Genomic DNA, 26,972 nt, shown 5'->3' with positions numbered 1-26,972 from the left:
CCGCTGTTGCTGGAATGACATTAAAGGTGTTTTTCGATCCATGCCAAAGCCAGCCTTCGCAGGAATGATATTAAATATAATTACTCTCCAGCTTTGCTATCTGCTTTAGGTAACATGATTTTTAAATCGGCTTTAGCTTCTAAATCGGAAATATATTTCTTTAGTATTTCTGCGGCTAATATATTATCAATAGTTACTTTTGCTTCTTCTTTTGTTGGGATAGGAACAGGTTTTTTCTCAAGTACTTTGATAATATGCCAACCGAAATCGGTTTTTACAGGAGTTGAAACTTCATTTACTTTTAAAGCAAAAGCTTTCTTTTCAAATTCCGGCACTAACTGTCCAGGTTGATTTAGTAGAATGTAACCAATAACGCCGCCATTTGAAGCTGAAGCTTTATCAAGAGATGACTCTTCTGCAAGCTTAGTAAAATTTCCGCCTTTGCTTAATTTGGTTTTGATTTCATTAGCTTCTTTTTGGGATTTAACTAAAATATGAGCAACTTTTATTTGTTCTTTACCTTTAAGATTACCAACATATTTATTATACTCGTCATCGAACATCTTATCCGTAATGTTAGATTTTATGTAATTTGCTAGTAATTCTTGTTGAGCTAATTGATTTTTTGCATTTTCAAGTTTTTCTTGGAATTCTTTAGATGAAGTAATGTTTGACTTAGCAACTTCTTCTTTTAACAAAAGATTATTAACATGAATTTTTATTAATTTTTCCTGATCTTGCGGTGGAAAATCATCAAAATTTTTGATTGTTTCACCTGATTGAAGATTAAGCTGTGGCTTAAATTCTTTCATAATTTGCGATTCTTTTACTTCACCGCCTTTATAGGTAGCAACTACTTTGTCTTTATCGGCAAAAGCAATACCGGAAAGCATGCTAACTGATAAAAATATAACAGATAATTTTTTCATTTATGACTCATAATTGTGTTAAACATAAGCTTAAATTCTATAAAAATAATATATAACCGTCAATAGCTATTTGAGAATATTTTATTTATTAATAATAATTTACAAATATTTTGTAGTAAAAAAATACTTTTCAATAAAAAATTATTCATTTAAATAAAATTATAACATTTGATTATTTTATAAAATATACCTATATTTAAGTACTAAAATACTAAAAATATCATAAGGACTTTAATGCTTTCTATATTAAAAAAACTTTTCGGTACGGCAAATGATCGTACTGTAAAAAAACTATTTTCCGAGATTACAAAGATTAACTCGCTTGAACCTGTTATACAAAAATTATCAGATGAGGAGTTGAAGAATAAAACTGTAGAGTTTAAAGAAAAGCTTAAAAACGGAGCAACTTTAGACGATATAGTATATGAGGCGTTTGCAGTAGTTAGGGAAGCAGCTAGAAGAGTTTGCGGTATGCGTCATTTTGACGTTCAGCTTATAGGGGGGCTTATATTACATCGAGGCATGATTACCGAAATGCGTACCGGTGAGGGTAAAACATTAGTTGCAACGCTTCCTGCATATTTAAACGCTTTGACCGGAAAAGGAGTGCATGTTGTAACGGTTAATGATTATCTAGCAAGTCGTGATTCTGCCTCTATGGGTAAAATTTATAACTTTTTAGGTTTATCGGTTGGATGTATTGTTGCCGGTATGCCTGATGAGGCAAAACGAGCTGCCTATAATGCCGATATTACCCATGCAACAAATAATGAACTTGGCTTTGATTATTTAAGAGATAATATGAGGTATAGCATACAAGAGCGAGTACTGCGTCCTTTTAATTTTGCTATTATTGATGAAGTTGATTCGATCTTGATAGATGAAGCTAGAACGCCGCTCGTTATATCAGGTCCGGTTAATGATAATTCAGAATTATACGGTAAAATTGATAAAATTGTACGGCAGCTTAAAGCAAGTGATTTTGAAAAAGATGAAAAATTAAAAACTATCAACTTAACGGAACCGGGTATTACACATATAGAATCGCTTTTAAGTAAAGAAAATATTATAAAGCCTGATTCCGGTTTATATGATTTTGAGAATTTAACTTTAGTGCATTATGTTAACCAAGCCTTAAGAGCTCATAATATGTTTGACGTGGATGTAGATTATTTAGTAAGAGACGGTAAAGTAATGATTATAGACGAGTTTACCGGTCGTGTAATGGAGGGACGTAGATATTCGGAAGGGTTACATCAAGCATTAGAAGCAAAAGAAAATGTGAAAATTCAAAATGAAAACCAAACTCTTGCATCCATTACTTTTCAAAACTATTTTCGTAATTATCCTAAATTATCAGGTATGACCGGTACGGCTATGACCGAAGCACCGGAACTAAAAGACATATATAATCTCGATGTAGTCGCAGTTCCAACCCATAACAAAGTAACAAGGCTTGATCTTGATGATGAGATTTACGGTAGTAAAAAAGAAAAATATGATGCTATCTTAAAACTGATTAAAGATTGTTACGATCGTGGTCAGCCTATACTTGTCGGTACGATAAGCATAGAAAAATCAGAAGAACTTTCAAGCGTTTTAAATAAAGAAAAAATCCCTCATAAAGTATTAAATGCTAAATTTCATGAACAAGAAGCTTTTATTATTACTCAAGCAGGTAGGTTTAGGGCAGTAACGATTGCAACTAATATGGCAGGACGCGGTACTGATATTATGCTTGGCGGTAACCCTGAAATGTTAATAGAGCAGCTGGATAAAGATCATAGTTATGAAGCTAAAATAGCTGAAATAAAAGCTCAAATTGCTGAAGAAAAGAAGCAGGTTATTGAAGCAGGCGGGTTATTTGTGATAGGTACGGAAAGGCATGAAAGCCGTAGGATAGATAATCAGCTAAGAGGAAGATCAGGGAGACAGGGCGATCCAGGCAAAACTAAGTTTTTCTTATCGCTTGATGATGATTTAATGCGTATTTTTGCTTCAGAACGTATATCAGGGGTTCTTAGAACACTCGGATTAAAAGACGGGGAGGCTATCCACCATCCGATGATTAGTCGTTCACTTGAGAAAGCTCAGCAAAAGGTCGAAGGGCATAATTACGAGATACGTAAAAATTTATTACGTTTCGATGATGTAATGAATGACCAACGTAAAATAATATATGAGCAACGTACCGAAATTATCAAATCTAAAGATAGTTATGGTTTCTTAAATAGTACTACTGAAGAACTCGCCAAAAAGATAGTGCTAACTTTTATGCCAGCAGGATCTTACAGAGAAGATTGGGATATAGAAAATTTAAGCGTAGAATTACATCGTGTCTTTTCTATAAAATTTGATCATAATTTAGTAAGTAAAAATGACGTAACGGAAGAAGAAATTACCAAATCCGTTATAAAAATGGCTCATGATATATATAAGTCAAAAGAAGAAGCTTACAGTAGCGAGTTAATGCATAATGCCGTAAAATATATTTTGCTAACTACTCTTGATCAAGTTTGGAAAGATCATTTATATAGCTTAGATCATTTAAGACAAGGTATATCTCTTAGAGCTTATGCACAAAAAGATCCTCTTAGCGAGTATAAAAGAGAAGCATTTAATTTATTTGAGCAGATGCTTAATAATTTAAAAGAATTATTTATTCAAACAGTATATCACTTCCATATCGACTTAAAACATGTTCAAAAAGAAGATGTTTCGCTTGAGCATAAAAAACTCCAAAAAAATATGCAGGAAAGTCGAGAAGATCCGGCATTTAGTAAATATAATGCAGGAAGTAGCCTTGAGACAGACCTTAAACCTGTTGTATCACGCATTGACCCAAAAGATAGAAATCCTGAAGCTCCTACCAGTTGGGGTAGGGTATCCCGTAATGAGCTATGCCCATGCGGTTCAGGTAAGAAATATAAATATTGTCATGGTGCAAATGAATAGATGAAAACCGCTTTACCCGAACGTTCTCTTAAAATTAGTGCTAGACTTAATTTTATAGTGCAGCAAATTCTAGATATTGCACAAGATAAAATCGCTATGATTATCTTGTATGGCTCTTTTGCTAGAGGTGATTGGGTACGTGATTTAGTTAACGGTTATCATAGCGATACTGATATTTTGATAATTCTGAAAAAAGTAAATATAAAGGTCATGCTACTTTAAGGTTAGAAGATAAAATATATAAAAGATTAGAGAAGACGGGAGTAATAAAAAAGATCAGATTATCCCATATTATGCACGAATATCAATAATGCTTGAATCAATAGACGAGGTAAATAGGCAGTTAGAAAAAGGACGTTATTTTTACACTGATATAAAAAAAGAAGGTATTCTTTTGTATGATAGCGGTGAATTTATTTTAAGCGAAGCTAAGGAGTTACCTTGGAGCGAGATGAAAGAAATTGCTAAAGATTACTATGAAGAATGGTTTAATTTTGGGGCAGGATTTCTTATAGATTCTAAAAATAATTTAGAAAGAAACAGTCTTAGACATAATGCTTTTTATCTTCATCAAGCTACCGAAAGTTTTTACAGTACTATTTTATTAGTTTTCTCACATTACAAACCTAAATTGCATGATATAAAAAAGTTAGGTAGTAGAGCAAAAAATTATAATAGTGAACTATTGCAAGTATTTCCTGTAGCAACGTCGGAGCAAGAAGAATGTTTTAGATTACTTCAAAAAGCTTATGTTGATGCAAGATATGATAAAAACTATTAAATTATTAAAGAACAGCTTTTATATTTAATCGCTAGAGTAGAAAAATTGAAAGAAATCACCGAAAGAATCTGCTTGAAGCGAATTGGTCAATAATAAAGAACATTGTCATCTAGCTCATTTGTAGGCTTTGTTGCTAGGCTGTCGCTGTCATTCCCGCCTACGCGGGAATGACAATAAGATCTTTATCACCTTTAAGAAACACAAATTATAAATAAGTAGAATATGATAAAGGAACTATTAAACCGTAATTTAACTCTGTTGCTAAAGTCAAATAGCATAGTGAAAGATGTAAAGTCTTATGTAAATCAATTTGGTTTTGAAAAGGTTTTAAAAGAAGCTATCTCTCTTGATAGAGTGGATGTAGTAAATGGTTTAAATAAATTACGGGCAGTATCTACTACTGAATTATTTTCGGCATCTGCAAATAATGCCCTAAAAGTTGCTAAATGGTTAGTTGAAGAAAAAAAAGCAGATGTTAATATGTGTAGTGATATTTTTAAGGACACTCCTTTAAATTCAGCTGCACGTAGTGGACATTATGAAGTAGCGAAATATCTAATATCAAAAGGAGCTACAGTAAACGGTAACGAGGGAGCGTTGCTAGGATCACCTTTATATGAAGCTGTAAGCGGTAAATACTTGAATGTAGCAAAACTATTACTTGAGAAAGGAGCTGCAATTGATCAAAGAAAATCCGGAGAAACACCTTTGCATGTGGTTGCTAAAAACGTTCGGTGTACTTCTAAAGATATTCAAGATGATGAAATATATAAGCTGTTATTATCATATGGTGCTGATATCAGTGCAAAAGTAGAATTTAGAGGAGTGGGGTTTAGTATATATGATGGAAAAACGGTATCAGAAATAGCAGAATTTAAAATAGCATTAGTCGGTGAAAGTAAAATAATAACAGAGCAATAATAATTTTTTGATGTCTTAATATATTTATAAACACGGTAGTTATTGACAAGTTTAGGAAAAAGTTTTATATTCTTCACAAGTTTAAGAAAAAGTTAATAGTGTATGTCTAAAGCTAAAGCAAAAACTGCTTCCAAAAATAACCCGACTTCTAGGGAACAAGCTAAAGAATATTTTCATAACGGTCAGAAAATCAAGCCGGTAAAGCTTATTGCTGCTCAAAATTCTTTTCTAGCTGCCGAATATGAATCTTCCGGAGATTTAGTTGTAGGAAGTAACGGTCAACCATTACCTTGGGGACTAGTTAAAAGTTTATCTTAATATTTTCACTTCCCAAATCTCACTAACAAATAATCGGGGATGTAGCTCAGGGGTAGAGCATCTGCTTTGCACGCAGAGGGTCAAGGGTTCGATTCCCTTCATCTCCACCAAATATCTTTAGGCTTCTCAGCGTTCCTTAAATTTCTTTAAAAAATCCATATGCTGCAAATAAACTAATTTTTCAAATTAAGTAAGTTTTTATTTATAGCTAAATATTTTACCATTAATTTTGAGTTATAAACAAACATAATAGTTGAAAAAGTAATTTTTATTATCTATTTTTATGAAAACTAGATTGTTTGCTTTTCAATTTTTAACCTATATAATCTATCACTAGATAAAATAAATCAAATAAAGATATGACTGATCAAGTAAAACAAAATCAAATAAATAGTGCTGCTTGGGCTGCTTGTGATACTTTTCGTGGTGTGATGGATGCAGCAAATTATAAAGATTACATATTAGTAATGCTATTCTTTAAATATATTGCAGATGTTTGGATAGCACATTCAAAAAAATATGAAGAAAAATATAAAGATGAACCTTTGAGAGCTCAACAATAATTAAAACGAGAACAATTTGTAATACCGGAAGGTGCAAATTTTTATGATATCTTTATAACACGAAATAAAAATAATATCGGTGAACTTATAAATAAAGCTTTAGAACAAATAGAAAAGAAGAATTCTACCAAGTTAAAAGGAGTATTTCGTGTTGATTTTAACTCAGAATATAATTTAGGTAAGATTAAAGAACAAAATCGTCGTTTAAAAATGCTGTTAGAAGATTTTAACAAACCGGAATTAGATTTAAGTCCCGATAGAGTCAGTGCAGACATTATAGGCGAATGTTATATTTATCTAATATCACGCTTTGCTTTAGATGCAGGCAAAAAAGTCGGTGAATTTTATACTCCTACTGCCGTATCAACTTTGCTTGCAAAGCTTGCTGCTCCGGAGTCCGGCAATACAATTTGTGATCCGGCTTGTGGTTCCGGTTCGCTTTTAATTAGAGCAGCTAAAGAAGTAGAGGATCATAATTATGCACTTTACGGTCAAGAAATGACTAATACAACATGGGCATTAGCACAGATGCATATGTTTTTGCATGCGGAAGGCGGGGCACATATTCATTGGGGTGATACACTAAATCATCCGGCGTTACTTGAAAATGATAAGCTTATGGCGTTTGATATAGTTGTTGCGAATCCGCCTTTTAGTTTAGAAAAATGGGGGCATGAAAATGCAGCTAACGATGAGTATAATCGTTTTAAGCGTGGTATTCCTCCTAAAACTAAAGGAGACTATGCTTTTATTTCTCATATGATTGAGACTACTAAGCTGCGTAGTGGACGTGCTGCTATAGTAGTACCGCACGGTGTATTATTTCGTGGAGGAGCAGAAGGTTTAATTCGCCAAAGTTTAATCGAAGAAAACTTATTAGATGCAGTAATGGCTTACCTGCTAATCTTTTTACCTCAACTCGTATTCCGGTTGCTATTTTAGTATTTGATCGCTCAAGAGAAGCAAAAGGGAAAAATGAACAACGAAAGGAGGTATTATTTATCGATGCTAGTGGATTTTTTAAAGCAGGTAAAGGGCAGAATTTTTTAGAAGACGAGCATATTAATAAAATTGTTGATACTTATAAAAATAGAAAAACCATTGAAAAATATTCTCATCTAGCAAGTATCGAAGAAATTCGTAGCAATAAATATAATTTAAATATTCCCCGTTATATTGATACATACGAGGAGGAAGAAGAAATTGACGTTGCAGAACTGCAAAAAGAAATTCAACAACTTGAAAAAGAGTTAGTAAATATACGATCCCAGATGGATGCTCATCTAAAAGAGTTTGGGGTTGATGTATGAGTTTAGAAGTGGAAACAATGCATAAAGATTGGAAAAATTTGTTATTAAAAGATTGTATTATAGGGAAAGGTTCTTATGGTGCAAATGTAGCGGCTCTAAATTATGATCCTTTACTACCGAGATATTTACGTATTACCGATATCGATGAACAAGGTAATTTAATCGTTCATAATGCTAAAAGTATAAATCTTGCAGATGTAAAAAATTGTTATTTAGAAAAAGGGGATATTGTTTTTGCACGTACAGGCAATACTGTAGGAAAAACATATTTACATAGATCTAATGAAGTTATAGCATATGCAAGTTACTTAATTCGTTTTCGTTCAAATCAAAAAATTATTCTACCGGAATATCTTTTTTTGTTCACTCAATCTAATAAATATAAAGCTTGGGTTAAAAAAATTTTACGAGAAGGAGCATTACCTAATATAAATGCTGCAGAATATTCAAATTTATCTATTTTAGTTCCTCCTTTACTAGAACAACAAAAAATAGCTAACATTTTACGTGTTTGGGATGAAAGTATAAAGATATTAACCAAATTATGTGATATCAAACAACAAAATTATAACATAATTGCTCGAGATATCTTTAATAATCAGACAAAGGAAGAGAAATGGCAAGCTGTTAAACTTTCTAGCGTCGCTACTGTTCGCAAAGGAAAGCAATTAAATCGCCTTGATATGAAAGGCGGTATTTACCCTGGTTGGAACGGTGGTGTAACTCCTTCAGGCTTTACGGATCAATGGAACATGGAAGCAAATACTATTACTATTAGCGAAGGGGGTTCGTGTGGTTTTGTAAATTTATGTAAAGAAAATTTTTGGTTAGGCGGACATTGTTATTCAATTACTAATTTAGCTGCCAATTTAAATAAATATTTCTTATTTTTTCAACTCAAACAAAATGAACCTAAAATTATGCGGCTAAAAACAGGATCAGGTTTGCCGAATATCCAAAAATCTTCTATGGAGAACTATGTAGTATATATACCCTTGCTTGAACAGTAAAGCCGGGTTGCAAATTATCTTAATAGCTTGCGTAATGAGTTAGAAACATGCAAAAAAGAGCTTGAGCTTTTAAAAAAACAAAAACAAGGATTAATACAGGAGTTACTTACCGGCGAGTGGCGTGTGCAAGTAGATACGTAAAAATTATAATTTGCTTTAAAAATAAAACAAAGTAATATTCTAAATTTCATATTTGATAGCAAATTTACCGGGTAAATTATCTTTACGGTTACCTTACTTAGAAATCATAAAGAAATTTAGAAATGATTAAAATTATGTTCTCAAATAATAACAAATCGAATATCGACGAAAAACACCTTTCTCATTTACCTGCCGTGAAAGCACTAATAGCATTCGGCTATGAACTGCTTAATCAAGAAGAGCTAAAGAACAAACGGAGCAATCCTCACGACATATTGCTAGAGAATATATTAATCGAAAAAATTTAAAAATTTAATAATAAATTTAATTCTCGTGATGCAAAAGAAGTTGTGCGTCAACTTAGTGATATTAAAAATTGCGGTTTAATAAAAACTAACCAAGAGATATATGATTTACTAACTTTAGGGGCCACTATTAAGAAAGGTAAAAGCTATACCTTACAATATATCGATTGGCAAGAGCCTAGAAATAATATTTACCACGTTGCTTTTGAAATGCCGGTAGAGTCAAAAATACGTAGAGGTAGTATACGTATATGTGATATTGTATTATTCGTTAACGGCATATCTTTTGTAGTAATTGAATGTAAATCGCCTACCGAGTCATTAGATCAAGCCATATCTCAGCATATACGTAATCAAAAATCAGATGAAATACCGCATCTTTTTCATTATGCTCAATTATTAATCGCTATAAATAAAAATGAAGCGAAATATGCTACCGTACCGTAGGCAGCTCGGACAAATATTGGAGTATTTGGTGAGAAGAGGAAGAAAAAAAACAAAATATCAATATTATACGTAATCTAATTAACAAGTCGTTAACTGAAAAGGTCAAAAATATTCTTTATTCCGGTGCTTTTGCTACTTGTAGAAATTATTTTGATAAACAACAATTAGCAAGTAGCGTAGAACCTACCGAGCAAGATAAAGTACTTTATGTTCTATGCCGTCCTGAAAGATTACTTGATTTAGTTAAAAATTTTTGTGTTTGTGATAATGACGTAAGAAAGATAGCCCGTCATCATCAATTTTTTGCCACGCATGCAACTATAAAAAGGATAGGACAACGTGAGGAGCATAACATTAGAAAAGGGGGGTAATATGGCACACGCAAGGTACAGGCAAATCTTTAACAATGGTAATGATTGTAAATTTCTCCTAAAATCTGCTAATCTTGCTAATCCGCGTATCATAATTATAACCGATAGAATTGACCTTGACGGACAAATTGAAAATACTTTTAAAGCTTGCGGACTTGAACCTAAACTTGCAACTACTACATCGGCAGAGCTAATTAAATTAATTAGAGGCGATGTATCTATTATAACTACGGTAATTAATAAATTTCAAATAGTTTTTGAAGATAATTGTCAAGATTCCAACGATAATATCTTTGCTCTTATTGACGAAGGTCATCGTACTCAATACGGTGATTTAGCAGATAAAATGCGAACTATTTTGCCTAACGCTTGTTATATAGCATTTACCAGTACACCGCTTTTAAAAGACCAAAACAATACCTTTAGAAAGTTTGGTAAATCAATTCATAAATATACTATAAAAGATGCATTAAAAGATAATATGATCGTACCGTTATTTTATGAGGGACGTATTATTCAGCAATATCTTGAAGATGAATCATTGCTTGATAAATATTTTGACATGATTACTAACGGATTAGATAAAGAAGAAAAAGCACCTTTGAAAACAAGATTCAGTCGCTCAAAGATGCTTTCTCACACAAAGGAAGCTATTTATGCCAAAGCATTTGATATTTCAACGCACTATTTAAAAACGTTTAAAGGCACGGGTTTAAAAGGCATGTTAATAGCTCCTTCTAGATTAATTGCCGTTCGCTTTAAAAAAATTTTAGATGATATAGGACAGGTAAGTTCTGAAGTTGTTATATCTTCTACCGATGATCGGGAAGGTTATGAAAATATTGAAAGCGAAAATGAAGTAGATAAATTTTTAAAAAACATGAGGGAACAATATGGACCAAAATTTAATAATAGAATTATTAAAAAATTTAAAAGTTCCGGTGATCCTGAAATTTTAATTGTAGTTTCAAAATTACTAACCGGTTTTGATGCACCGCGTAATGTTGTTATTTACATATGCAAAGAATTAAAAGAGCATAGTCTTTTACAGGCAATTGCTCATGCAAATCGTCTATTTGAGGAAAAAGGGAAAGTTAAAGAATACGGTTATATAATTGACTATGTAGGGTTATCGAATAAATTAAAACAAGCACATCAAATTTATGAAAATTACGGTTTAAACAATTTCGATAAAGAAGATTTAGAAGACGCTATATTTTTTGTAGATGATAAGTTAAAAGAACTTTTTCCGTTACTGCAAGAAATTAAAAATATTTTTATAAATGTGCCTAACGATTTGGATTTTGAACAGCTTGAACAGCATTTAGCCGATGAAGCTATACGCAATAAGTTTTATTTCTTGTTGAATAAATTTAAAAATCTGATGTCTATAGCCTCTAACTCTAATAAATTATCTGAAGTTTCTTCAAAAGAACTACAGAATGAATTAAAAAGATTTAATAAGCTCAAAGAGATAGTGGAAAAGCGTTATAAAGAAAAACCGGATAAAAAAATATATACCAGTCAAATAACAAAGTTGCTTGATGAGCGTGTTATTGCCGGTCATATTACTAAGACTGAAGCGGTGAACATTTTTGACGATGAAATGTTTGAAAAATTTATTAAAAGCACAGACATCACGGTCGTGGATATGGCTAATCAAATACAAGTATTAAGGATTATATCAATATCGATCCTGCCTTTTATCAAAAATTTTCTACCCTTATAAATAACACAATAATACAGCATCATAATAAACGTTTATCGGATAGTGATCTTTTAAATAGAGTTAAAAAAATAAGATCTGAATTTAAAAATGATGTGCCGAGTGAATTAGGCAACAACAAAACAATAATAGCTTTTTATAGAAAATCATTTCACTTCTTACAGGATCAAATAGATCAAAATAAGCATGAAACAACCGTTAAAATTGCTCTTGATACTTATGAGATCATTAAGAAAAAAATAATTGTTCATTGGACAAAAAACACTAAAATTTTAAATGAAATGAAAAATTCACTTGATGATTATTTTTTTGATGTTGTTAAAAAAGAAATGGGGATTAATTTTAATACCGAAAATTTAAGTGATGTTGTGGAAAGCTTAATTGATCTGGCCAAAAAGCATGAAGCTAAATGATTTGGTTTAAATAACGCAAATAGCGAATTACTTTTGTAATTTGCTATTGATTATTAAGTAATGAAAATAATATACCGGCAATGCCTAATTTTCTTTGCAATAATGTAGAATTTTTAAGCTATCAACATTTATATAATATCTATAGCCGGATTATTGTAATAATTTCCTAATATTTCTAAAGCGTTTTTATGGTAATTATCAGTGTGCCATACTGGCTCATAATTCTGTTCTTGTAGATAAGCTGTTGCATTTTGTTTTAATAAATTATTATCTAGAGTATCTAGTTCATAAGAAAGCGTATAAGAAATGATAGGTTGATTCGGGGCTTTTTGTATTTCTTGTTGAATATAACTATAATGTAATTCGTGTGTACCGTCTACAATATGGATATGAAAATAATAATGTTTTAAAATCAGCTTGGCTTGATACTCCGATTGGTGCCATGCTGGCAATTAGCGATGAAGAGAGGCTTTATTTGCTTGATTTTGCTGAAAGTAAAGGATTAGAGCATAAAATTAAAAGACTTAAGATTAAAACAAAATCAGCTATTACTGAAGATCGCACTAAACCGATTTCATCAATCGAAGAGGAGCTTAAATCTTATTTTACCGGTACTTTGAAAAAATTTGATACGCCTATATATCTTTTAGGAAGCGAATTTCAAAAATTAGTATGGCAAGAGCTAATGAATGTACCTTACGGTGAAACAAGAAGTTACTTTGCTCAAGCTAAAGTAATAGGTAGGGAAAGATCTTATAGAGCCGTTGCAAATGCTAATGGGGCAAATAAATTCGCTATAATTATTCCGTGTCACCGCATCATCAACAATAACGGCGAGCTTGGTGGTTACGGTTCAGGGCTAGATCGTAAAAAATGGATTATTGAACATGAGAGAAAATTTACAACAAATTAGAAATATTTTGCTTAGCTCAGCTACTATTCCTGTAGAACGTAGAACGCTGTTCTTTAAAACTAGGGAAGGAGAGTATGGAGAGCATGATCGGTTTATTGGGGTTACCGTGCCGACTTTACGTAAGGTAGCTAAAAGTTATTATTATTTAGCGTTAGATGATTTAAGTCGGCTTATTACTTCAGAATTTAATGAAGAAAGATTTTTAGCATTAGTTATTTTGATTATGCAGTATCAGAAAGCACAAGATAAAGAATTTTTTTATAATTTCTACTTAAACAATATAAAACACGTAAATAATTGGAATTTAGTAGATGCTTCAGCCCATCATATAATCGGAGCTTATTTATGGGATAAAGAAAAGGATTATCTTTTTACATTAACAAAATCGAAAATTCTTTGGGAAAGACGAATAGCTATAGTTGCTACTTGGTATTTTATCAAAAATAATGAATTAGATACGACTTTTGAAATAGCAAAATTACTCTTAAACGATAAACATGATTTAATGCATAAAGCAGTAGGTTGGATGCTACGTGAAGCAGGCAAAAAAGACGAAAAACAATTAATAGATTTTTTAGATCGTTATGCTCTACAAATGCCAAGCACCGCAGTTCGTTATGCTATAGAGAGGTTACCGCAAGAAGTGTACAAAAAATATCTTTTAAAAAACTAGATTTATATTTTATCTATGCTAATATTTTATTTTAATTTATCAAAGGTATTATTATGCTAAAAACATTATTAATTAGTTTTATAACTTTAATTTGTGCGGTAAGCTATGCTGATAACCAAACAGCTCAAAATCCTAATTCTACAAATTCTTCTTCTGATGAGTCCGGTGATCTATTACCTGCAGCAATAGCCGTTAACTTTGCACAGCCTTGGGCAAGACCTACAGTGGATGTGCAAGGTAAAGTTAGCAATTCTGCTATGTATTTTACATTAGTAAATAGTAGAAGTAGTAGTTATAATTTAGTGAATATATCTTCAGATATCGCAAATAAAATAGAACTTCATCAAACAATTACTGATGAGAGTGGTGTTAGTAAGATGGTAAAAGTAGATTACCCGTTTTTAATTGCCGGTAATATTAACGTTGATTTTAAGCCCGGTGGTATGCATATTATGCTTTATGATTTAAAAGGACCTTTAAATGTAGGAGGTAGTTTTAAAATAACTTTTTTCTTTGATGACAATACACGAAAAACAGTGGATGTTAAAGTAGCAAATGACAATCCGTATAATACAGCGGGGAATTAGAAGAAACATTATTACATGGCTCGACAAATAATTTTAATGTCATTCCCGCCTACGCGGGAATGACATAGGAAACCATATATATGACCTCAGAAGCTACCGGAAGTGAGTTAATTCAATCTAAACTTGTAGATGCTCCTGAATGTTCAGGGGTTTATCGGATGTTTGACGTTAACAAGCAAGTTATCTATGTCGGTAAAGCTAAAAATTTAAAAAAGCGTCTTACTAATTATATTAAACTAGATTTAGATAATAAGACGCTTCGGATGATTGCAAATACTCGCTTTTTAGAATATAGTATCACTAATTCCGAAGTTGAGGCACTGCTTTTAGAAGCACAGCTAATCAAAAAATTTCAGCCAAAATTTAATATTCTTCTTAAGGACGACAAGTCTTTTCCTTTTATCAAGTTACGTTTAGATCATGATTTCCCACAATTGCTAAAATATCGGGGTAGAACTCTAAGTGACGGCAAGTTTTTTGGTCCTTTTGCCTCGCCTACGGAAGTTAATACTACTTTGACCGAACTACAAAAAATTTTTAAATTACGTTCCTGCACGGATAATTACTTTAATTCACGTACTCGCCCTTGCTTACAATATGAAATAAAACGTTGTTATGCTCCTTGCGTCGGTAAGATAAATAAAAAAGATTATGCAGAGCTAGTAATACAGGTTAAAGCTTTCTTACAAGGTCGCACTAAAGAACTCCAAGAGAACCTATCTAAAAAGATGGAAAAGCTAAGTAGTCAGATGCGTTTTGAAGAAGCGGCAGAAATTAGAGATCGCATTAAAGCACTTAGTTATGTGCAGCTTAAAGCAGGTATCTCGGATATTGTTAAAGACGCAGATATAATCGCTATTGTAGAAAAGAACGGACATTATTGCGTAGAAGTGTTTTTATATAGGGCAGGGCAAGCATGCGGTAATATTCTTTATTTTCCTACTTCCACGGAAAATAGCACTAAAGAGGAAGTGCTAAAATATTTTTTATTGCAATTTTATCAAAAACAACAACTACCATCGGAAATTATTATTAATAATGAGGTTGATGATAAAGAGGATGTTATAGAAGCAATTAAGCAAAGCAATAATATTACTAAACTCAACATTATAATACCTATTAGTGGAGGTAAAGCCAAGCTAGTTCAGAACGCCGCAACAAATGCTTTGTTTTCTCTTGAGCAATATTTGAAGAAATTTGCAAAAAATCAAGAGATTATGCTTGAAATTAAAGAGTTATTTGATCTTTCTGAGATTCCTGAAAGAATAGAAATTTACGATAATAGTCATATTCAAGGTAAGTTTGCGGTTGGAGTTATGGTAGTTGCCGGTAAGTCAGGTTTTGATAAAAAAGAATATCGGGTTTTCTCATTGTCATCCCGCGACTCGATCGCGGGATCTAGTACATTAACAAACAATCTAGATCCCGTGGTCAAGCCACGGGATGACACCAACGGTATGTATAATGCTGCGGTGGGTGATGATTATGAGATGTTAAGACAAGTCCTAACAAGGAGGCTTACAAGATTAAAGCAAGAGCCGTATAAATTGCCAAGCTTAATGATTATAGACGGTGGTAGGGGACATTTAGGCATTGTTAAAGAGGTAATGGATAAATTTAAAATGAATATTCCTTTTGTTTGTATGTCAAAAGGTCCTGATAGAAATGCCGGTCTTGAGCAATTCCATATGATAGGTAAGGAAGTATTTACTCTGGATAAGAATTTGTCGGTTATGAAATATTTGCAAATCTTACGAGATGAAGCTCATAGTTTTGCCATAAAGAATCATAGACTAGGTAGATCGCGTGCCATCAAATTATCAAGTCTTGATGACATAGAGGGTATAGGTGAGACTCGTAAAAAATCATTACTGCATTATTTCGGTTCATACAAAGCAGTATGCGATGCAACTATAGATGAGCTTGCTAAAGTAAATGGAATTAGTAAATCACTTGCCGAGATGATTTTTAGAACGTGGCATAAGTCTTAATAAATACTTACTCATAATGTCCCCACATGCTAAGTATTTTTATAATTTTTTTATCCTCTAATATTTCATAAACTAATCGATGTTGTAAATTAATTCTTATAGAACGCTTACCACCTAAATCACGATAAAGTCTTTTACTATTTGGAGGAGTGGGATGAATAGCTAATCATTACATAATTGTTGTACTTTATCTATTAATTTAGCTGCAGTTAATTGATCTTTGTCAGCTAATGCTCTTTTATTATATATCAGAGTATATTTCATGATTTCCAAAATTCTTCATGACTAATACATTCTTCTAATGGTTCTTTACTAGCTTTAAGTATTGATTCCACTAATCCAGGTACAGAATAAATAGCCAAAGTTTCTTGTAATCCTTCGTAGTCCTTTTCTGATATGATTACTGCATTATTACGCTTCCCCTTTATATAAATAAGGTTCATGAGTTTCATTTGTCTCGTCAATAAGAGTAAATAATTTAGCTCGTGCTTGCGAACTCGTGTAAATAGCCACAATATTATCCCTAAAAAAGTTGTAGCTTTAAGTGTACCACATTATGTACGTAATAGCAATAATTTGTTTTAGATATCAGTTTCATATAGAAAAAAGTATATATAACTCACAATTATGGTATAATATGAGTTATAAAATAAATATTTATAGCTCATGATATTAGAAATGTTTATAGTTGTATGGTTCTTGAAAAACGGTTAATGTCATTCCCGCGAAAGCGGGAATCCAGTAATCAAAATGCATAAGTGCTATTAGTTTCTAAAACTAAAAAGTTTAAATTGCTTTACTTTTTTGGATTCCTGCGAAAGCGGGAATGACATATCACGCAATAGTCTTTTCGCTGTGACACTAATTAAGAAGAAGCATTTTCGTTTATTTCGCCACCTAACGGTAATTTATCATGATCGATATTATCTGTTGTTGGGGAAAGGGTTTTATGCAAAGGTCTGTCTAGAGTATAAGGGGTTGTCCAAGGTAAATATCCAGTTTGCTTATAATAACATTGATAAATTGTACGGTATCCAAATCTTATAAAACCATCCTCTCTTTCAATGGGAATAGCTATTAACTTATCTTCTCCTTCTTCTTCAATGATACTATTTTGTCTAAACATAAAATCCTCATAATTTAATTATTAATCCTTTCTCACAACGACATTAGAATAATACCGCCCTAAAATAAATATTATCAGACTAGTCATTGTTCCTACAAATACTCCTTTGAGGTTAAAATATTTTAGATATAAAGAATAATATTCCCATATTAAGAAAGTAGCTGCTCCGCCAAGTGACGATAAGACCATTATTTTTTCAGATACTCTGATGTCAAAAAGTGTTGTTATTAACGGCACTAATATTACAGGCCCCCAAAAACCGGTGAAGAACACTACTAAGTCAATTACATTACTAAATTTTAAGGCTACAATTATCGCAAGACTTCCTATTATTACGTTAATAATTCGGGCAATTAATAATAATTTCTGCTGATTTCTTACTTTAAGTATAGGGTTAATTATGTCTTTAACAAGAGCTATAGAAGTAACGTTTAAATCAGAATCGGCAGTAGACATAACGGCAGCTAAGAGGCCGCTCATTACTATCCCTTGAATTAAAGGCGGGATGATTTGGTTGATTAAATAAGGTAATACTAAATTTGACGGTTGGGTTGGATAAAGCTTATAAGCAATTAAACCGTTTAAAGTGATGCAAATTAAAAAGAATAAATATATAGCGGATTTTGCATATATTGCTTTAGTCGTTTGTGTTGGATTTTTATTAATTAAAGCTCTTTGGATAAATGTAGGGTATAGATTCATGACGCTAAAGCTTAAAGCTGCCGCAATCGTATAAGAAAGTAAGTTGCTCTGATCAAAATTTGCATTTTCTGTATGGAAGTTATTAATAAAATCTACAAAACCAATTTTATTTAAACTGATAAAAGTTATGGTCGGTATAGCGATTATCATCGCCAAAAATTGTAATAAATTAGTAAAAACAATAGATTGTAAACCGCCGATTGTAGTATATATAAGTACTATACTATAGCTTAAAATTACCCCGTTCACATAATTTATTTCTAAGATATATTGAAAAATATAGCCACTTACGCTTATTTGAGCAGCCAAAAACCCCACTGAAACGATAACTGAACTAACCCCTCCGATAAAACGACCTACATTACCGTAATATGTACTCAGGATATCGCCGATGCTTTCGGCTCCGTAATGTTTGGCAATTAAAGGCACTATATAGATCGCAATTAATATATCTATCGGTATTGTAAGTATAAGAGCGTAAGCATAATATTCATGCCCTAAAAAAACCTTTTCCATAATGCCGAAGGTGGTAGCACCTCCGACAGAACTTGCAAATATTGTAGCTATTAGTAATAGTTTACTATTTCGTGCTTTGCTTTCAACATGTGCATAGTTCTTAAAACTACTATGTTTAGCTCGGTAATATATACCAATGAGTAGAATAGATATTAGGTATATGAATACGATAATATTATCTATAGGTATTTTAAGCATAAATTAGGTTAAGTTTTTAAATGACATTCACTATAGGTTATTATTTTTTAATATACTATAATTAATTTAAATTTCAGATGTAGAACCTAAAATAGTAGTACTATATTTTTCATAAATATCTTTATCAGGATTATATAATATATATATATATTATCTTGATGGTCTATAAACTTATTTTCTTTTTTACTTAATATATCCATAAGCATATAAGTAGTATCATTCGCTTGGTCTAAAGTTTTTTTATTATTTTTACAATATTCTTGTATTTTTAAAATAGCTAATATAGCAAAAAGTACATAACAAATTGTTACTACTCCATCTTTAGTAAATGATAAAAATGTTGAGGCAATTGAAGAATCACTGGACGGCATATTTGATTCTTCTTTATCGAACATCATAAATCCGGCAGTATGTACAGTTGGCCCTAAAGCATATGAAGTAAAGTTTCTTAAATTAGCTTCAAAGTTAGCATTAATAATACAATCTTCGGTAGTATTAAAGCCTAAAAAGTCGGTATATTTGAATCTTTTATTATATTTCCGATAACATCGTATAGCGTGCCGAAAATAGAAACGGTACTGTTTGAAAATATTTCAAAACTATCATTAAATATAAAACTTATTTTGTGTCCGTCTTTTATTATAGAGTTAATAGTATGTTTAGCTTCTTCCGGACATTTTCTCATTAAAATTCTTGCCCAATTATGAATGCTATAATTTGTGTTGTCGTCACATTCTTCAAAATCTATAAGGGTATTAGTAGTATTATCTTTCATAAATGCATGATAGGGTACAGAAGTAAAAAATTTGTTTCCAATATTAAACAAATAAGGCAAAGGAAAATTAGGTTGATAACTTCCTAATGATCTAAGTAAAGTAGCTATACATTCAAATTGCGGCATAATTAACCTTTATTTATGTTAAAAATAAGATAATCATTAACAAAAATTAATAAATCAATATTTTTTTAAAAATGATCTAATTAATCTTGATTATATTAAAATTGTAAAAATACTTAATTTTTTATATATCAAGCTTTAATCGTATGTACTGAATATTTAGATATGTGAGTATCACAAGTTAGTAAGGTTAAACCTTCTACTATTGCTTGGGCTATTAATAATCTATCAAATGGGTCTTTATGATATAACGGCAAGTTTGCAATATAAGTGCTATGAGCTATAGAAAGCGGTAATTTTTGAAATTCATTAACCTTAATGGCTTTTTCTAGGTCATTTGGAGCTTCTAGCTTTCCTAAAGATTTTTTAATAGTAATCTCCCATGTGTTTACACTGCTTACAAAAATTATATTATCAGGATTAGCTATAATTTCTGCTATTTTATGTGGTAGGGTTTTATCATTATTTAGCCACTGCAATAAAATATGTGTATCTAATAGGTATTTCATCTGAAATAATTACTTAAAAAAATCCATAAAATCATCAGGTAAGTCATCAAAATCCTCTTTTATAACAACTTTACCTTCCCAATATCCAGGTTTACGTGGTTGCTTCTTAGAATTATATTGTACAAGTTTGACGGTAGGTTTGCCTGATTTACATATAATTATTTCTTCGCCATTTGCAGCTAATTTTATTAATTCGGATAAATGAGTTTTTGCATTGTGAATGTTAACTACTTGCATTTTAAACCTTTAAATTTTTAACTGATTTAAACTAGCTTAGTTTAGTTCAGTTTAAAACATATGTCAATATTTTAAATATTAAGTTATTAAAACCCTTGACTCCGTTATATTCCTATAATATCCTATAATTTTCCATTAAATCCCAAATTAACCCAATGAATGTATTTTTATCGAAGTATGTAAATGGTGTTGATAAAAAGAGTAGGGTGTCGGTGCCGGCGAATTACCGTGCGGTACTAGGGAAAGAATTATTTAACGGCGTAATTGCTTATCCGTCGATTAGGAATCACTGTATAGAGGCGTGTGGTATTTCGCATATCGAAAAATTAAGGCAGATGATTGAAACACTTGATCCTTATTCCGAGGAACGTGATGCATTTGAGACCATAATATTCGGGGAAGCCGTGCAACTTGCGTTTGACGGTGAGGGCAGAGTTATATTGCCGCAGTCTTTAATGCAGCATGCGGGGATCGAAGAGCAAGCATGTTTTGTAGGTAAGGGGGTGATTTTTGAGATTTGGCAGCCACAGAATTTTGAGAAATATTTAAATTCTGCTCAAAAAATTGCCCATGAAAAGCGTTTAACTCTAAGGAATGCGAATTAATGCAGCAATCTCACATACCGGTAATGCTAAATGAAATGCTAGCAAATTTAGCTCCAAAAGACGGTGAGTCTTATTTAGATTGTACGTTTGGAGCAGGAGGGTATAGCAAAGCAATATTAGAAAGCTGTGACTGTTATGTCACAGCTTTGGATCGCGATCCGAACGTGATTAAAAGAGCCGAAAGAATTAAACAAAATTACGGTACGAGGTTTGGTTTTATAGAAACGAATTTTGCGGATAGTTTTGCAAAGCTTAAGGAAAAAAGATTTGATGGGATAGTTCTAGACTTAGGTGTTTCATCAATGCAGTTAGATATAGCAGATAGAGGATTTTCATTTTTACATGACAGCCCCTTAGATATGCGTATGAGCGGACAAGGTTTAAGTGCAGAGGAATTTATAAATACGGCAGAAGAAAAGGAGCTTGCCGACATAATTTACAAGTATGGCGATGAAAGTTTTTCACGAAGAATTGCTAAGAGAATCGTAGAATATAGAAAAACGGCGAGAATTGATAGTACAGGTAAGTTAGCCGAGATTGTTAGGAGTAGTATAGGATTTAGAAAAGGCAAAATTGATCCTGCAACTAAAACCTTTCAAGCTATTAGGATTTATATTAACGATGAACTTAGAGAATTAGAAAGATTTTTAGCAAATGTGCAGAATATATTAAATAAAGACGGACGTTTAGTTGTTGTGTCTTTTCACTCTTTAGAAGACAGAATAGTTAAGAATTTCTTTAAAGAAAATTCGGAAAAGCCGGTAGCAAGATCAAAATATGCTAAAGACGATACGGTAATTGATCCGAATAAATGGCTTAAGGTTATTACTAACAAAGCGGAAGCACCGTCAGATAAAGAAGTAGCATTGAATGTTAGAGCAAGATCGGCAAAGCTTCGGGCAGCAAAAGCGATATATGAGTAAATTAGTTATGAGTATAAGAAAATTCCATTATTTAACATTATTGATAACAATTATAGCAGTATGTAGTTTGTTTAGCATAAAGGAGCGGGTCTCAACTCTTGATTATCAATTAAGTAGCGTTGTAAAACAGATAAATAGTGAGAATAATAATATTCATATTTTAAAAGCAGAGCAAGCTTATCTACTTTCGCCGGCTAGACTAAAAAAGCTTGTGGCGGCTTATTTAACATTAGAAACAGTTACATCTTATCAAATGATAAAAGACCCGTTGCTACCTACCACTACCCAAAATATTAAATTTGCTCATAATATTAGTATTCCTAAGGACAGTAAATGGCGTTACAGAAGAATTACGAATAATAAGTATATACAGACTGTTTCGAGTAGGGTTAAGTGATTGTCATACCGCGACTTGATCGCGGTATCTATATATAAATATTAATTTTTTGGATACCGCGATCAAGTCGCGGTATGACAACTTATTTTATGAAACATATTTTAGAAAAATGGAAACCTGCAATTAAAAGTCTGATAATTTGGAATGTTTGTAGTAAAAATACAAAAATCCGATTATTGATTGTTATTTGTGGCTTTTCTTTTCTTTTTTGTACTTTATCTTATAGGTTAATAATCGTTGCTACGAATGTTTACGATAAAAACCTTAATTCTTTCAAAAAAAATAATCAATTTAGAAAAGAAATAGTTGATCGAAACGGTAATTTATTAGCAGTTAACCTACCTTCTGCGTCATTATTTGCTAATCCACAAATAGTACTTGATCCTGAAACTTCTGTAAAAAAGCTAGCGGAAATTTTACCTGATATTAATAAAGCGAAATTACTTGCGGACCTTCAGTCAAATAAAAGCTTTATATGGGTTAAAAGAGATTTATTACCTAGTCAGCAAGAAAAAATAACTAGTCTTGGGTTACTTGGTTTTGATTTTGAAGAAGAGCAGAAACGAATTTATACCTTTTCTAATTTATTGTCGCATGTTGTCGGTTATGTAGGTAGAGACTCGGTGGGGCTTAGTGGCTTAGAACTCGCTTATGATAAGTATTTAACTAATTCCGATCATGAATTAAATGAACCCGGGAACCGGAAAGAGCCGCTTAAATTATCGATTGATATAAGACTGCAAAGTATTTTAAGTGAGGAGATTGATAAAACTTTAAAGCAATTTAATGCTATAGGAGCAGTAGGAATTATTGCCGATCCAAATAACGGCGAGATTTTAGCATTAGTAAATAAGCCTGATTTCGATCCTCATCATCCTAATTTAGCAAGACCGGAAGAGTTGTTTAATATAGCAAGTCTTGGCATTTACGAAATGGGTTCGGTGTTTAAGGCATTAACTATGGCAGTCGGTTTTGATACCGGTGCAATAAATATGAACGATGCTTATGACATTAGTTATATGAAAGTAGGAGGATTCCAGCTTAAGGATTATACGCCAAGGCAAGGGTGGCATAGCGTACCTGAGATTTTTCTATATTCTTCAAATATCGGCACAAGTCAAATTATGCTTGAAATCGGCAAAAGCAATTTTAAAAAATATCTAAAAAAATTAGGTTTATTAGATCAGTTACAAATAGAATTGCCGGAACGAGGTACGCCGTTATTTCCTTCCGAAAAAAGATGGAATGAGTTAACTAGTGTTACTATGTCGTACGGCTACGGCATTTCGATTAGCCCTTTGCATTTTGTTAGAGCAATGTTACCGGTTGTTAACGGCGGTACTTTATATGATCTTACTTTATTAAAAAGAAAGGATGAAAAAGTAATAGGTACAAGAGTTTTTAGTGAAAATACCTCTACCCAAATGAAGCAATTATTTAGATCGGTAGTAAAAGAAGGTAACGGCAAAAGAGCAGAAGTCAAAGGCTATCTTGTTGGAGGCAAGACAGGTACGGCAGAAAAACTTTCACAAGGTGCAGGAGGTAAAAAGAAATATCTAAAAAATAGTAGAGCTTCATCGTTTTTAGGTGTACTACCCGCATCTAATCCGCAATATGTTATTTTCATCAGGTTTGATGAACCGAAGCCTACTAAAGAAAGCTTTGGCTTTGCAACGGCAAGCTGGACGGCTGCCCCTACCGCCGGTAGAGTTTTTGAACGTATGATATCTTTATACGGTTTAGAACCGATAGAACAAAATGAAGAGGAAAGTTGAAAATTAATCTTTTTTATAAGCTAAAAAGGAGGTTTTTATGTCAAAAAATGAAAATATAACGAATAAACCTAATAACACTATCCCTATCAGGCGTCTTAAGTCTTTTGATCCCACGTTAAAAAGAAATAACATTATAACAAAACAACCGTTTTTCTCCACAAGTTGCGATGAACAAGAAGAATTAGAGCTTAGCGGTAAAATGATAAAAGACCTAACCCTAGTTGTTGTGAGTTATTATAGAGTCTATATTCATTGTTTTAAACTGTACAAAATAGAAAATTAATTTATATTTTGTACACGGTGGATATGGTTGTTGGGTGGATCAGCTTTCTCGTTGTCATCCCGCGACTTGATCGCGGGATGACAACCTAATTGCCAGTCAAGCGGCAGCATGACAATTGCCGACAAAACTATATATAAAAAACTATTTATGTTAAAAATAAAACAAGAAATATATAAAAATAGCTTACAAATAATATTAAAATTGCTGGTTGCTTTATTATGTTTTTTTATAATATTATTTCCGTTGGTAAGTTATAAAATAAATATTCAAAGCAGAATTTTTCCGGCGATAGAAATTATATTTATTTATTATTTTATGTCGTTATATTCCTTAAATATTTTTGGAATATTTTTTCTCGGTCTATTGATAGATCAAATAAGTGGGATGCCTATCGGTACAAATTCGTTAGTTTTTTTATCGGCATATATGATTTATAAAGTATCTTCAAAATATTTTGTAACTAAAAACTATTTAATAAATTTCATTATTTTTTGTGTTTATTGTTTATTTATATTGAATTTTAAATATTTACTAGTAACAATCAAAAAGTTAGAAGCAGACGGATATTTAACAATTTTCTTTCAATTTTTAACAACTATATTTTCTTATAATTTAGTTCGTCTTATACTTGACTCTCCTATGAATTACTTTAAAAAGTATGCTAAATAAAAAAATACTACATGGTGAGTTAATTTCACGAAGGGCCTTTATAATCGGAGTAGGTAAACTCGGATTTTTATCTTTGCTTGGAATAAGAATGTTTTATTTACAGCTTATTAAAAGTGAAGAATATAAGACTTTATCGGATAAAAACCGTATTAATTTCGTTGTACTTCCGCCTAGTAGAGGAAGAATTTATGATTTAGACGGCGATATTTTAGCTACTAATAAACCATGTTATCAGCTAGTAATAGATAGAAGCATTAATAATAATTATAGGGATGAATTAGAAATAATTAGTAATATTTTAAATTTATCTCCGGAAAAATATAATTATATTAAACAAAAGATTAAAAAATCTAGTCGTCATGTACCTTTAGTAATATTTGATCAGCTTGATTGGCAGCAAGTATCGGTGATTGAAGAACAAAAGCATAAACTAGCTTCAATATTTATTGATATAGGATATTTAAGGTTTTATCCTTTTTCAAGCGTTACTTCTCACTTAATAGGTTATCTCGGTCAAATAAATGAGCAAGAGAAGCAAGAGTTAAATATATATAGTTTAAGCGATTTTAATATAGGTAAGTCCGGCATTGAAAAATATTACGATAACAAATTACGAGGAGAATTCGGTTATAAAAAAGTAGAAGTGAATGCTTACGGTAAACAGGTAAGAGAAATAGCAGGCACCCCTACTAAATCAGGTGAAGATATGCATTTAAATATCGATTCTTCTCTTCAACAAAATATACAGCAATATTTAAATCCTAAAGGTTCTTCGGCAATAGTTATGGATACTAGAACCGGAAACGTACTAATTTGTGCTTCCACACCAGGTTTTGAATCAAATAATTTCAGTAAATTATCAGAAAATTATTGGCAAAGTTTAACGGGGGATCCTTATAAACCTTTAATTAATAAGGTAATACAAAACTCGTATCCCCCAGGTTCGGTTTTTAAAATAATTACCGTACTTGCAGCCCTTGAAGTAGGGATTAATCCTAATAAAACCGTTTTTTGTGACGGTAGCTCTGTCCTTAATACTAATAGCTTTAGATGTTGGAATCATAGCGGACACGGTACTCTTGATATGATGTCTGCTTTAAAGCATTCTTGTAATATTTATATGTATGAATTAGCAAGAATAATAGGTCCGGATAAAATTCTTGAAGTTGCAAGAGAATTGGGATTCGGCTCAAAGACCGGTATTGATTTAGCTCCTGAAAATACGGGTTTCGTCCCTTCCAAAGAATGGAAAAAGAAAAAATTAAAGCTTCCTTGGTCAATAGGGGATAGTTTTAATTTAGCAATCGGGCAGGGATTTTTAGGAGTGACACCAATGCAGCTTGCAAGATTTATTACGGCTATTGCAAGCAATGGCAAGCTATATACACCCAGAATATTAAAAAATGATCCGGAATTTTATAATGTCAATATTAAGCTCGAAAATATCAAAATAATACAAGAAAGTTTGTATAATACCGTTAATGTTGCGGGAGGTACAGCGTACTATAATAGAATTTTAGGCGAAAATAGGCAGCTTGCCGGTAAAACAGGTACTTCTCAAGTACAAGGTAAACTAAATGCTAAAGACGATTTAAGCCGTGATTCTATCGCTTGGGAGAGGCGTAATCATGCCTTGTTCTTAGGCTTCGCTCCTTATCACGATCCTCGATATTCCGTTACTGTTTTTATTGATCATGGGGGAGGGGGCAGTAAAGCAGCCGCCCCAATAGCTCGTAAAATCATGTCGGATGTGCTGGATAAGTATTTATAAACTATATGA

The 26,972-nt window shown here is 32.0% G+C and carries 30 protein-coding genes, 1 tRNA gene and 3 pseudogenes; 25 read left to right on the top strand and 9 right to left on the bottom strand.

Translation table 11 applies throughout. The annotated features are described in order from the left end of the window. Positions 1-80: 80 nt before the first annotated feature. Positions 81-929, bottom strand: coding sequence for a foldase protein PrsA (locus tag ACIAS7_RS06980; protein ID WP_473198771.1), 849 nt, complete (start codon positions 927-929; stop codon positions 81-83). Positions 930-1,163: 234 nt separating this feature from the next. Here ACIAS7_RS06980 and secA point away from each other — a divergent pair, with 234 nt between their 5' ends. From secA to ACIAS7_RS06910, 14 genes and pseudogenes are all read left to right on the top strand, one after another. Further along, a complete protein-coding gene (gene secA / locus ACIAS7_RS06975) occupies positions 1,164-3,884 on the top strand; it encodes a preprotein translocase subunit SecA (RefSeq protein ID WP_473198770.1) in 2,721 nt (906 codons plus the stop codon). Beyond that, the gene (locus ACIAS7_RS06970; RefSeq protein ID WP_473198769.1) at positions 3,885-4,106 is read left to right on the top strand and encodes a nucleotidyltransferase domain-containing protein; all 222 of its coding nucleotides are present in this window, start codon (positions 3,885-3,887) and stop codon (positions 4,104-4,106) included. An 88-nt stretch (positions 4,107-4,194) separates the two neighbouring features. Continuing rightward, positions 4,195-4,665, top strand: coding sequence for a HEPN domain-containing protein (locus ACIAS7_RS06965; protein ID WP_473198768.1), 471 nt, complete (start codon positions 4,195-4,197; stop codon positions 4,663-4,665). A 222-nt stretch (positions 4,666-4,887) separates the two neighbouring features. After that, a pseudogene (locus ACIAS7_RS06960) lies at positions 4,888-5,235 on the top strand (ankyrin repeat domain-containing protein); the annotation flags it as partial. 27 nt (positions 5,236-5,262) lie between these two features. Then, positions 5,263-5,586, top strand: coding sequence for an ankyrin repeat domain-containing protein (locus ACIAS7_RS06955; protein WP_473199452.1), 324 nt, complete (start codon positions 5,263-5,265; stop codon positions 5,584-5,586). A 102-nt stretch (positions 5,587-5,688) separates the two neighbouring features. Next, on the top strand, positions 5,689-5,904 hold the full coding sequence (locus tag ACIAS7_RS06950; RefSeq protein ID WP_014412567.1) for a hypothetical protein: 216 nt from the start codon (positions 5,689-5,691) through the stop codon (positions 5,902-5,904). Between the two features lie 35 nt (positions 5,905-5,939). Next, positions 5,940-6,014 (top strand) — tRNA-Ala (locus ACIAS7_RS06945). A 249-nt stretch (positions 6,015-6,263) separates the two neighbouring features. Beyond that, positions 6,264-7,777 (top strand): annotated as a pseudogene (locus ACIAS7_RS06940) (type I restriction-modification system subunit M). Continuing rightward, the gene (locus ACIAS7_RS06935; protein WP_473198767.1) at positions 7,774-8,787 is read left to right on the top strand and encodes a restriction endonuclease subunit S; all 1,014 of its coding nucleotides are present in this window, start codon (positions 7,774-7,776) and stop codon (positions 8,785-8,787) included. The pseudogene ACIAS7_RS06940 and the gene ACIAS7_RS06935 overlap by 4 nt, the downstream one beginning before the upstream one ends. A gap of 27 nt (positions 8,788-8,814) precedes the next feature. After that, a complete protein-coding gene (locus ACIAS7_RS06930; RefSeq protein WP_473198766.1) occupies positions 8,815-8,928 on the top strand; it encodes a restriction endonuclease subunit S in 114 nt (37 codons plus the stop codon). Between the two features lie 122 nt (positions 8,929-9,050). After that, positions 9,051-9,236, top strand: a complete 186-nt coding sequence (locus ACIAS7_RS06925) for a hypothetical protein (RefSeq protein WP_473198765.1) — start codon at positions 9,051-9,053, stop codon at positions 9,234-9,236. 18 nt (positions 9,237-9,254) lie between these two features. Further along, positions 9,255-9,680: pseudogene (locus ACIAS7_RS06920) on the top strand (type I restriction endonuclease); the annotation flags it as partial. A gap of 396 nt (positions 9,681-10,076) precedes the next feature. Then, positions 10,077-11,780 (top strand): type I restriction enzyme subunit R domain-containing protein, encoded by a 1,704-nt coding sequence (locus ACIAS7_RS06915; protein ID WP_473199451.1) that lies wholly within the window; start codon positions 10,077-10,079, stop codon positions 11,778-11,780. Positions 11,781-11,872: 92 nt separating this feature from the next. Beyond that, positions 11,873-12,190: a hypothetical protein gene (locus ACIAS7_RS06910; RefSeq protein ID WP_473199456.1), complete on the top strand. Its 318-nt coding sequence runs from the start codon at positions 11,873-11,875 to the stop codon at positions 12,188-12,190. A gap of 128 nt (positions 12,191-12,318) precedes the next feature. Here ACIAS7_RS06910 and ACIAS7_RS06905 read toward each other — a convergent pair whose 3' ends face one another. Next, positions 12,319-12,642 (bottom strand): hypothetical protein, encoded by a 324-nt coding sequence (locus tag ACIAS7_RS06905; RefSeq protein ID WP_473198764.1) that lies wholly within the window; start codon positions 12,640-12,642, stop codon positions 12,319-12,321. Here ACIAS7_RS06905 and ACIAS7_RS06900 point away from each other — a divergent pair. From ACIAS7_RS06900 to uvrC, 4 genes are all read left to right on the top strand, one after another. Then, positions 12,633-13,103, top strand: coding sequence for a methylated-DNA--[protein]-cysteine S-methyltransferase (locus ACIAS7_RS06900; RefSeq protein ID WP_473198763.1), 471 nt, complete (start codon positions 12,633-12,635; stop codon positions 13,101-13,103). The two genes, ACIAS7_RS06905 and ACIAS7_RS06900, sit on opposite strands and share 10 nt — an antisense overlap. Continuing rightward, a complete protein-coding gene (locus ACIAS7_RS06895; protein ID WP_473198762.1) occupies positions 13,078-13,776 on the top strand; it encodes a DNA alkylation repair protein in 699 nt (232 codons plus the stop codon). Before ACIAS7_RS06900 ends, ACIAS7_RS06895 begins: the two co-directional genes overlap by 26 nt. Positions 13,777-13,829: 53 nt before the next feature. Continuing rightward, positions 13,830-14,363 (top strand): copper chaperone PCu(A)C, encoded by a 534-nt coding sequence (locus ACIAS7_RS06890; protein ID WP_473198761.1) that lies wholly within the window; start codon positions 13,830-13,832, stop codon positions 14,361-14,363. Positions 14,364-14,443: 80 nt separating this feature from the next. Next, positions 14,444-16,354, top strand: coding sequence for an excinuclease ABC subunit UvrC (gene uvrC, locus ACIAS7_RS06885; protein ID WP_473198760.1), 1,911 nt, complete (start codon positions 14,444-14,446; stop codon positions 16,352-16,354). A gap of 260 nt (positions 16,355-16,614) precedes the next feature. Here the strand turns inward: uvrC and ACIAS7_RS06880 are convergent, their stop codons facing one another. From ACIAS7_RS06880 to ACIAS7_RS06850, 7 genes are all read right to left on the bottom strand, one after another. Continuing rightward, positions 16,615-16,797 carry a type II toxin-antitoxin system Phd/YefM family antitoxin gene (locus tag ACIAS7_RS06880; protein WP_473198759.1) on the bottom strand — a complete coding sequence of 61 codons (183 nt, stop codon included), beginning with the start codon at positions 16,795-16,797 and terminating at the stop codon, positions 16,615-16,617. Positions 16,798-17,219: 422 nt separating this feature from the next. Continuing rightward, the gene (locus ACIAS7_RS06875; RefSeq protein ID WP_473198758.1) at positions 17,220-17,480 is read right to left on the bottom strand and encodes a hypothetical protein; all 261 of its coding nucleotides are present in this window, start codon (positions 17,478-17,480) and stop codon (positions 17,220-17,222) included. Positions 17,481-17,501: 21 nt separating this feature from the next. Then, on the bottom strand, positions 17,502-18,896 hold the full coding sequence (locus ACIAS7_RS06870) for a sodium:solute symporter family protein (protein ID WP_473198757.1): 1,395 nt from the start codon (positions 18,894-18,896) through the stop codon (positions 17,502-17,504). 86 nt (positions 18,897-18,982) lie between these two features. Further along, complete coding sequence (locus ACIAS7_RS06865; RefSeq protein WP_473198756.1) at positions 18,983-19,294, bottom strand: hypothetical protein; 312 nt, start codon at positions 19,292-19,294, stop codon at positions 18,983-18,985. 104 nt (positions 19,295-19,398) lie between these two features. Next, positions 19,399-19,797 carry a hypothetical protein gene (locus ACIAS7_RS06860; RefSeq protein ID WP_473198755.1) on the bottom strand — a complete coding sequence of 133 codons (399 nt, stop codon included), beginning with the start codon at positions 19,795-19,797 and terminating at the stop codon, positions 19,399-19,401. Positions 19,798-19,925: 128 nt separating this feature from the next. Further along, complete coding sequence (locus tag ACIAS7_RS06855; RefSeq protein ID WP_473198754.1) at positions 19,926-20,303, bottom strand: type II toxin-antitoxin system VapC family toxin; 378 nt, start codon at positions 20,301-20,303, stop codon at positions 19,926-19,928. A gap of 9 nt (positions 20,304-20,312) precedes the next feature. Beyond that, positions 20,313-20,540: a type II toxin-antitoxin system Phd/YefM family antitoxin gene (locus ACIAS7_RS06850; protein WP_473198753.1), complete on the bottom strand. Its 228-nt coding sequence runs from the start codon at positions 20,538-20,540 to the stop codon at positions 20,313-20,315. A gap of 155 nt (positions 20,541-20,695) precedes the next feature. Between ACIAS7_RS06850 and mraZ the strand changes: the two genes are divergently transcribed. The 7 genes from mraZ to mrdA all read left to right on the top strand — a co-directional run bounded on the left by mraZ (position 20,696) and on the right by mrdA (position 26,963). Then, positions 20,696-21,145: a division/cell wall cluster transcriptional repressor MraZ gene (gene mraZ / locus ACIAS7_RS06845; RefSeq protein ID WP_473198752.1), complete on the top strand. Its 450-nt coding sequence runs from the start codon at positions 20,696-20,698 to the stop codon at positions 21,143-21,145. Then, on the top strand, positions 21,145-22,068 hold the full coding sequence (gene rsmH / locus ACIAS7_RS06840; RefSeq protein ID WP_473198751.1) for a 16S rRNA (cytosine(1402)-N(4))-methyltransferase RsmH: 924 nt from the start codon (positions 21,145-21,147) through the stop codon (positions 22,066-22,068). Before mraZ ends, rsmH begins: the two co-directional genes overlap by 1 nt. Positions 22,069-22,075: 7 nt before the next feature. Beyond that, complete coding sequence (gene ftsL / locus ACIAS7_RS06835) at positions 22,076-22,465, top strand: cell division protein FtsL (RefSeq protein ID WP_473199450.1); 390 nt, start codon at positions 22,076-22,078, stop codon at positions 22,463-22,465. Positions 22,466-22,554: 89 nt separating this feature from the next. Then, positions 22,555-24,240 (top strand): peptidoglycan D,D-transpeptidase FtsI family protein, encoded by a 1,686-nt coding sequence (locus ACIAS7_RS06830; protein ID WP_473199449.1) that lies wholly within the window; start codon positions 22,555-22,557, stop codon positions 24,238-24,240. Positions 24,241-24,277: 37 nt separating this feature from the next. Next, on the top strand, positions 24,278-24,523 hold the full coding sequence (locus ACIAS7_RS06825; protein WP_473198750.1) for a hypothetical protein: 246 nt from the start codon (positions 24,278-24,280) through the stop codon (positions 24,521-24,523). Positions 24,524-24,670: 147 nt separating this feature from the next. Further along, positions 24,671-25,192, top strand: coding sequence for a hypothetical protein (locus ACIAS7_RS06820; RefSeq protein ID WP_473198749.1), 522 nt, complete (start codon positions 24,671-24,673; stop codon positions 25,190-25,192). Continuing rightward, positions 25,182-26,963 (top strand): penicillin-binding protein 2, encoded by a 1,782-nt coding sequence (gene mrdA, locus ACIAS7_RS06815; protein ID WP_473198748.1) that lies wholly within the window; start codon positions 25,182-25,184, stop codon positions 26,961-26,963. Before ACIAS7_RS06820 ends, mrdA begins: the two co-directional genes overlap by 11 nt. The last annotated feature ends 9 nt before the right edge of the window (positions 26,964-26,972 follow it).

This window comes from Rickettsia sp. 109562A South Dakota, assembly GCF_055791265.1.
The sequence above is the reverse complement of the archived record's forward strand: the minus strand, read 5'-3'. Positions and strand labels throughout refer to the sequence as shown.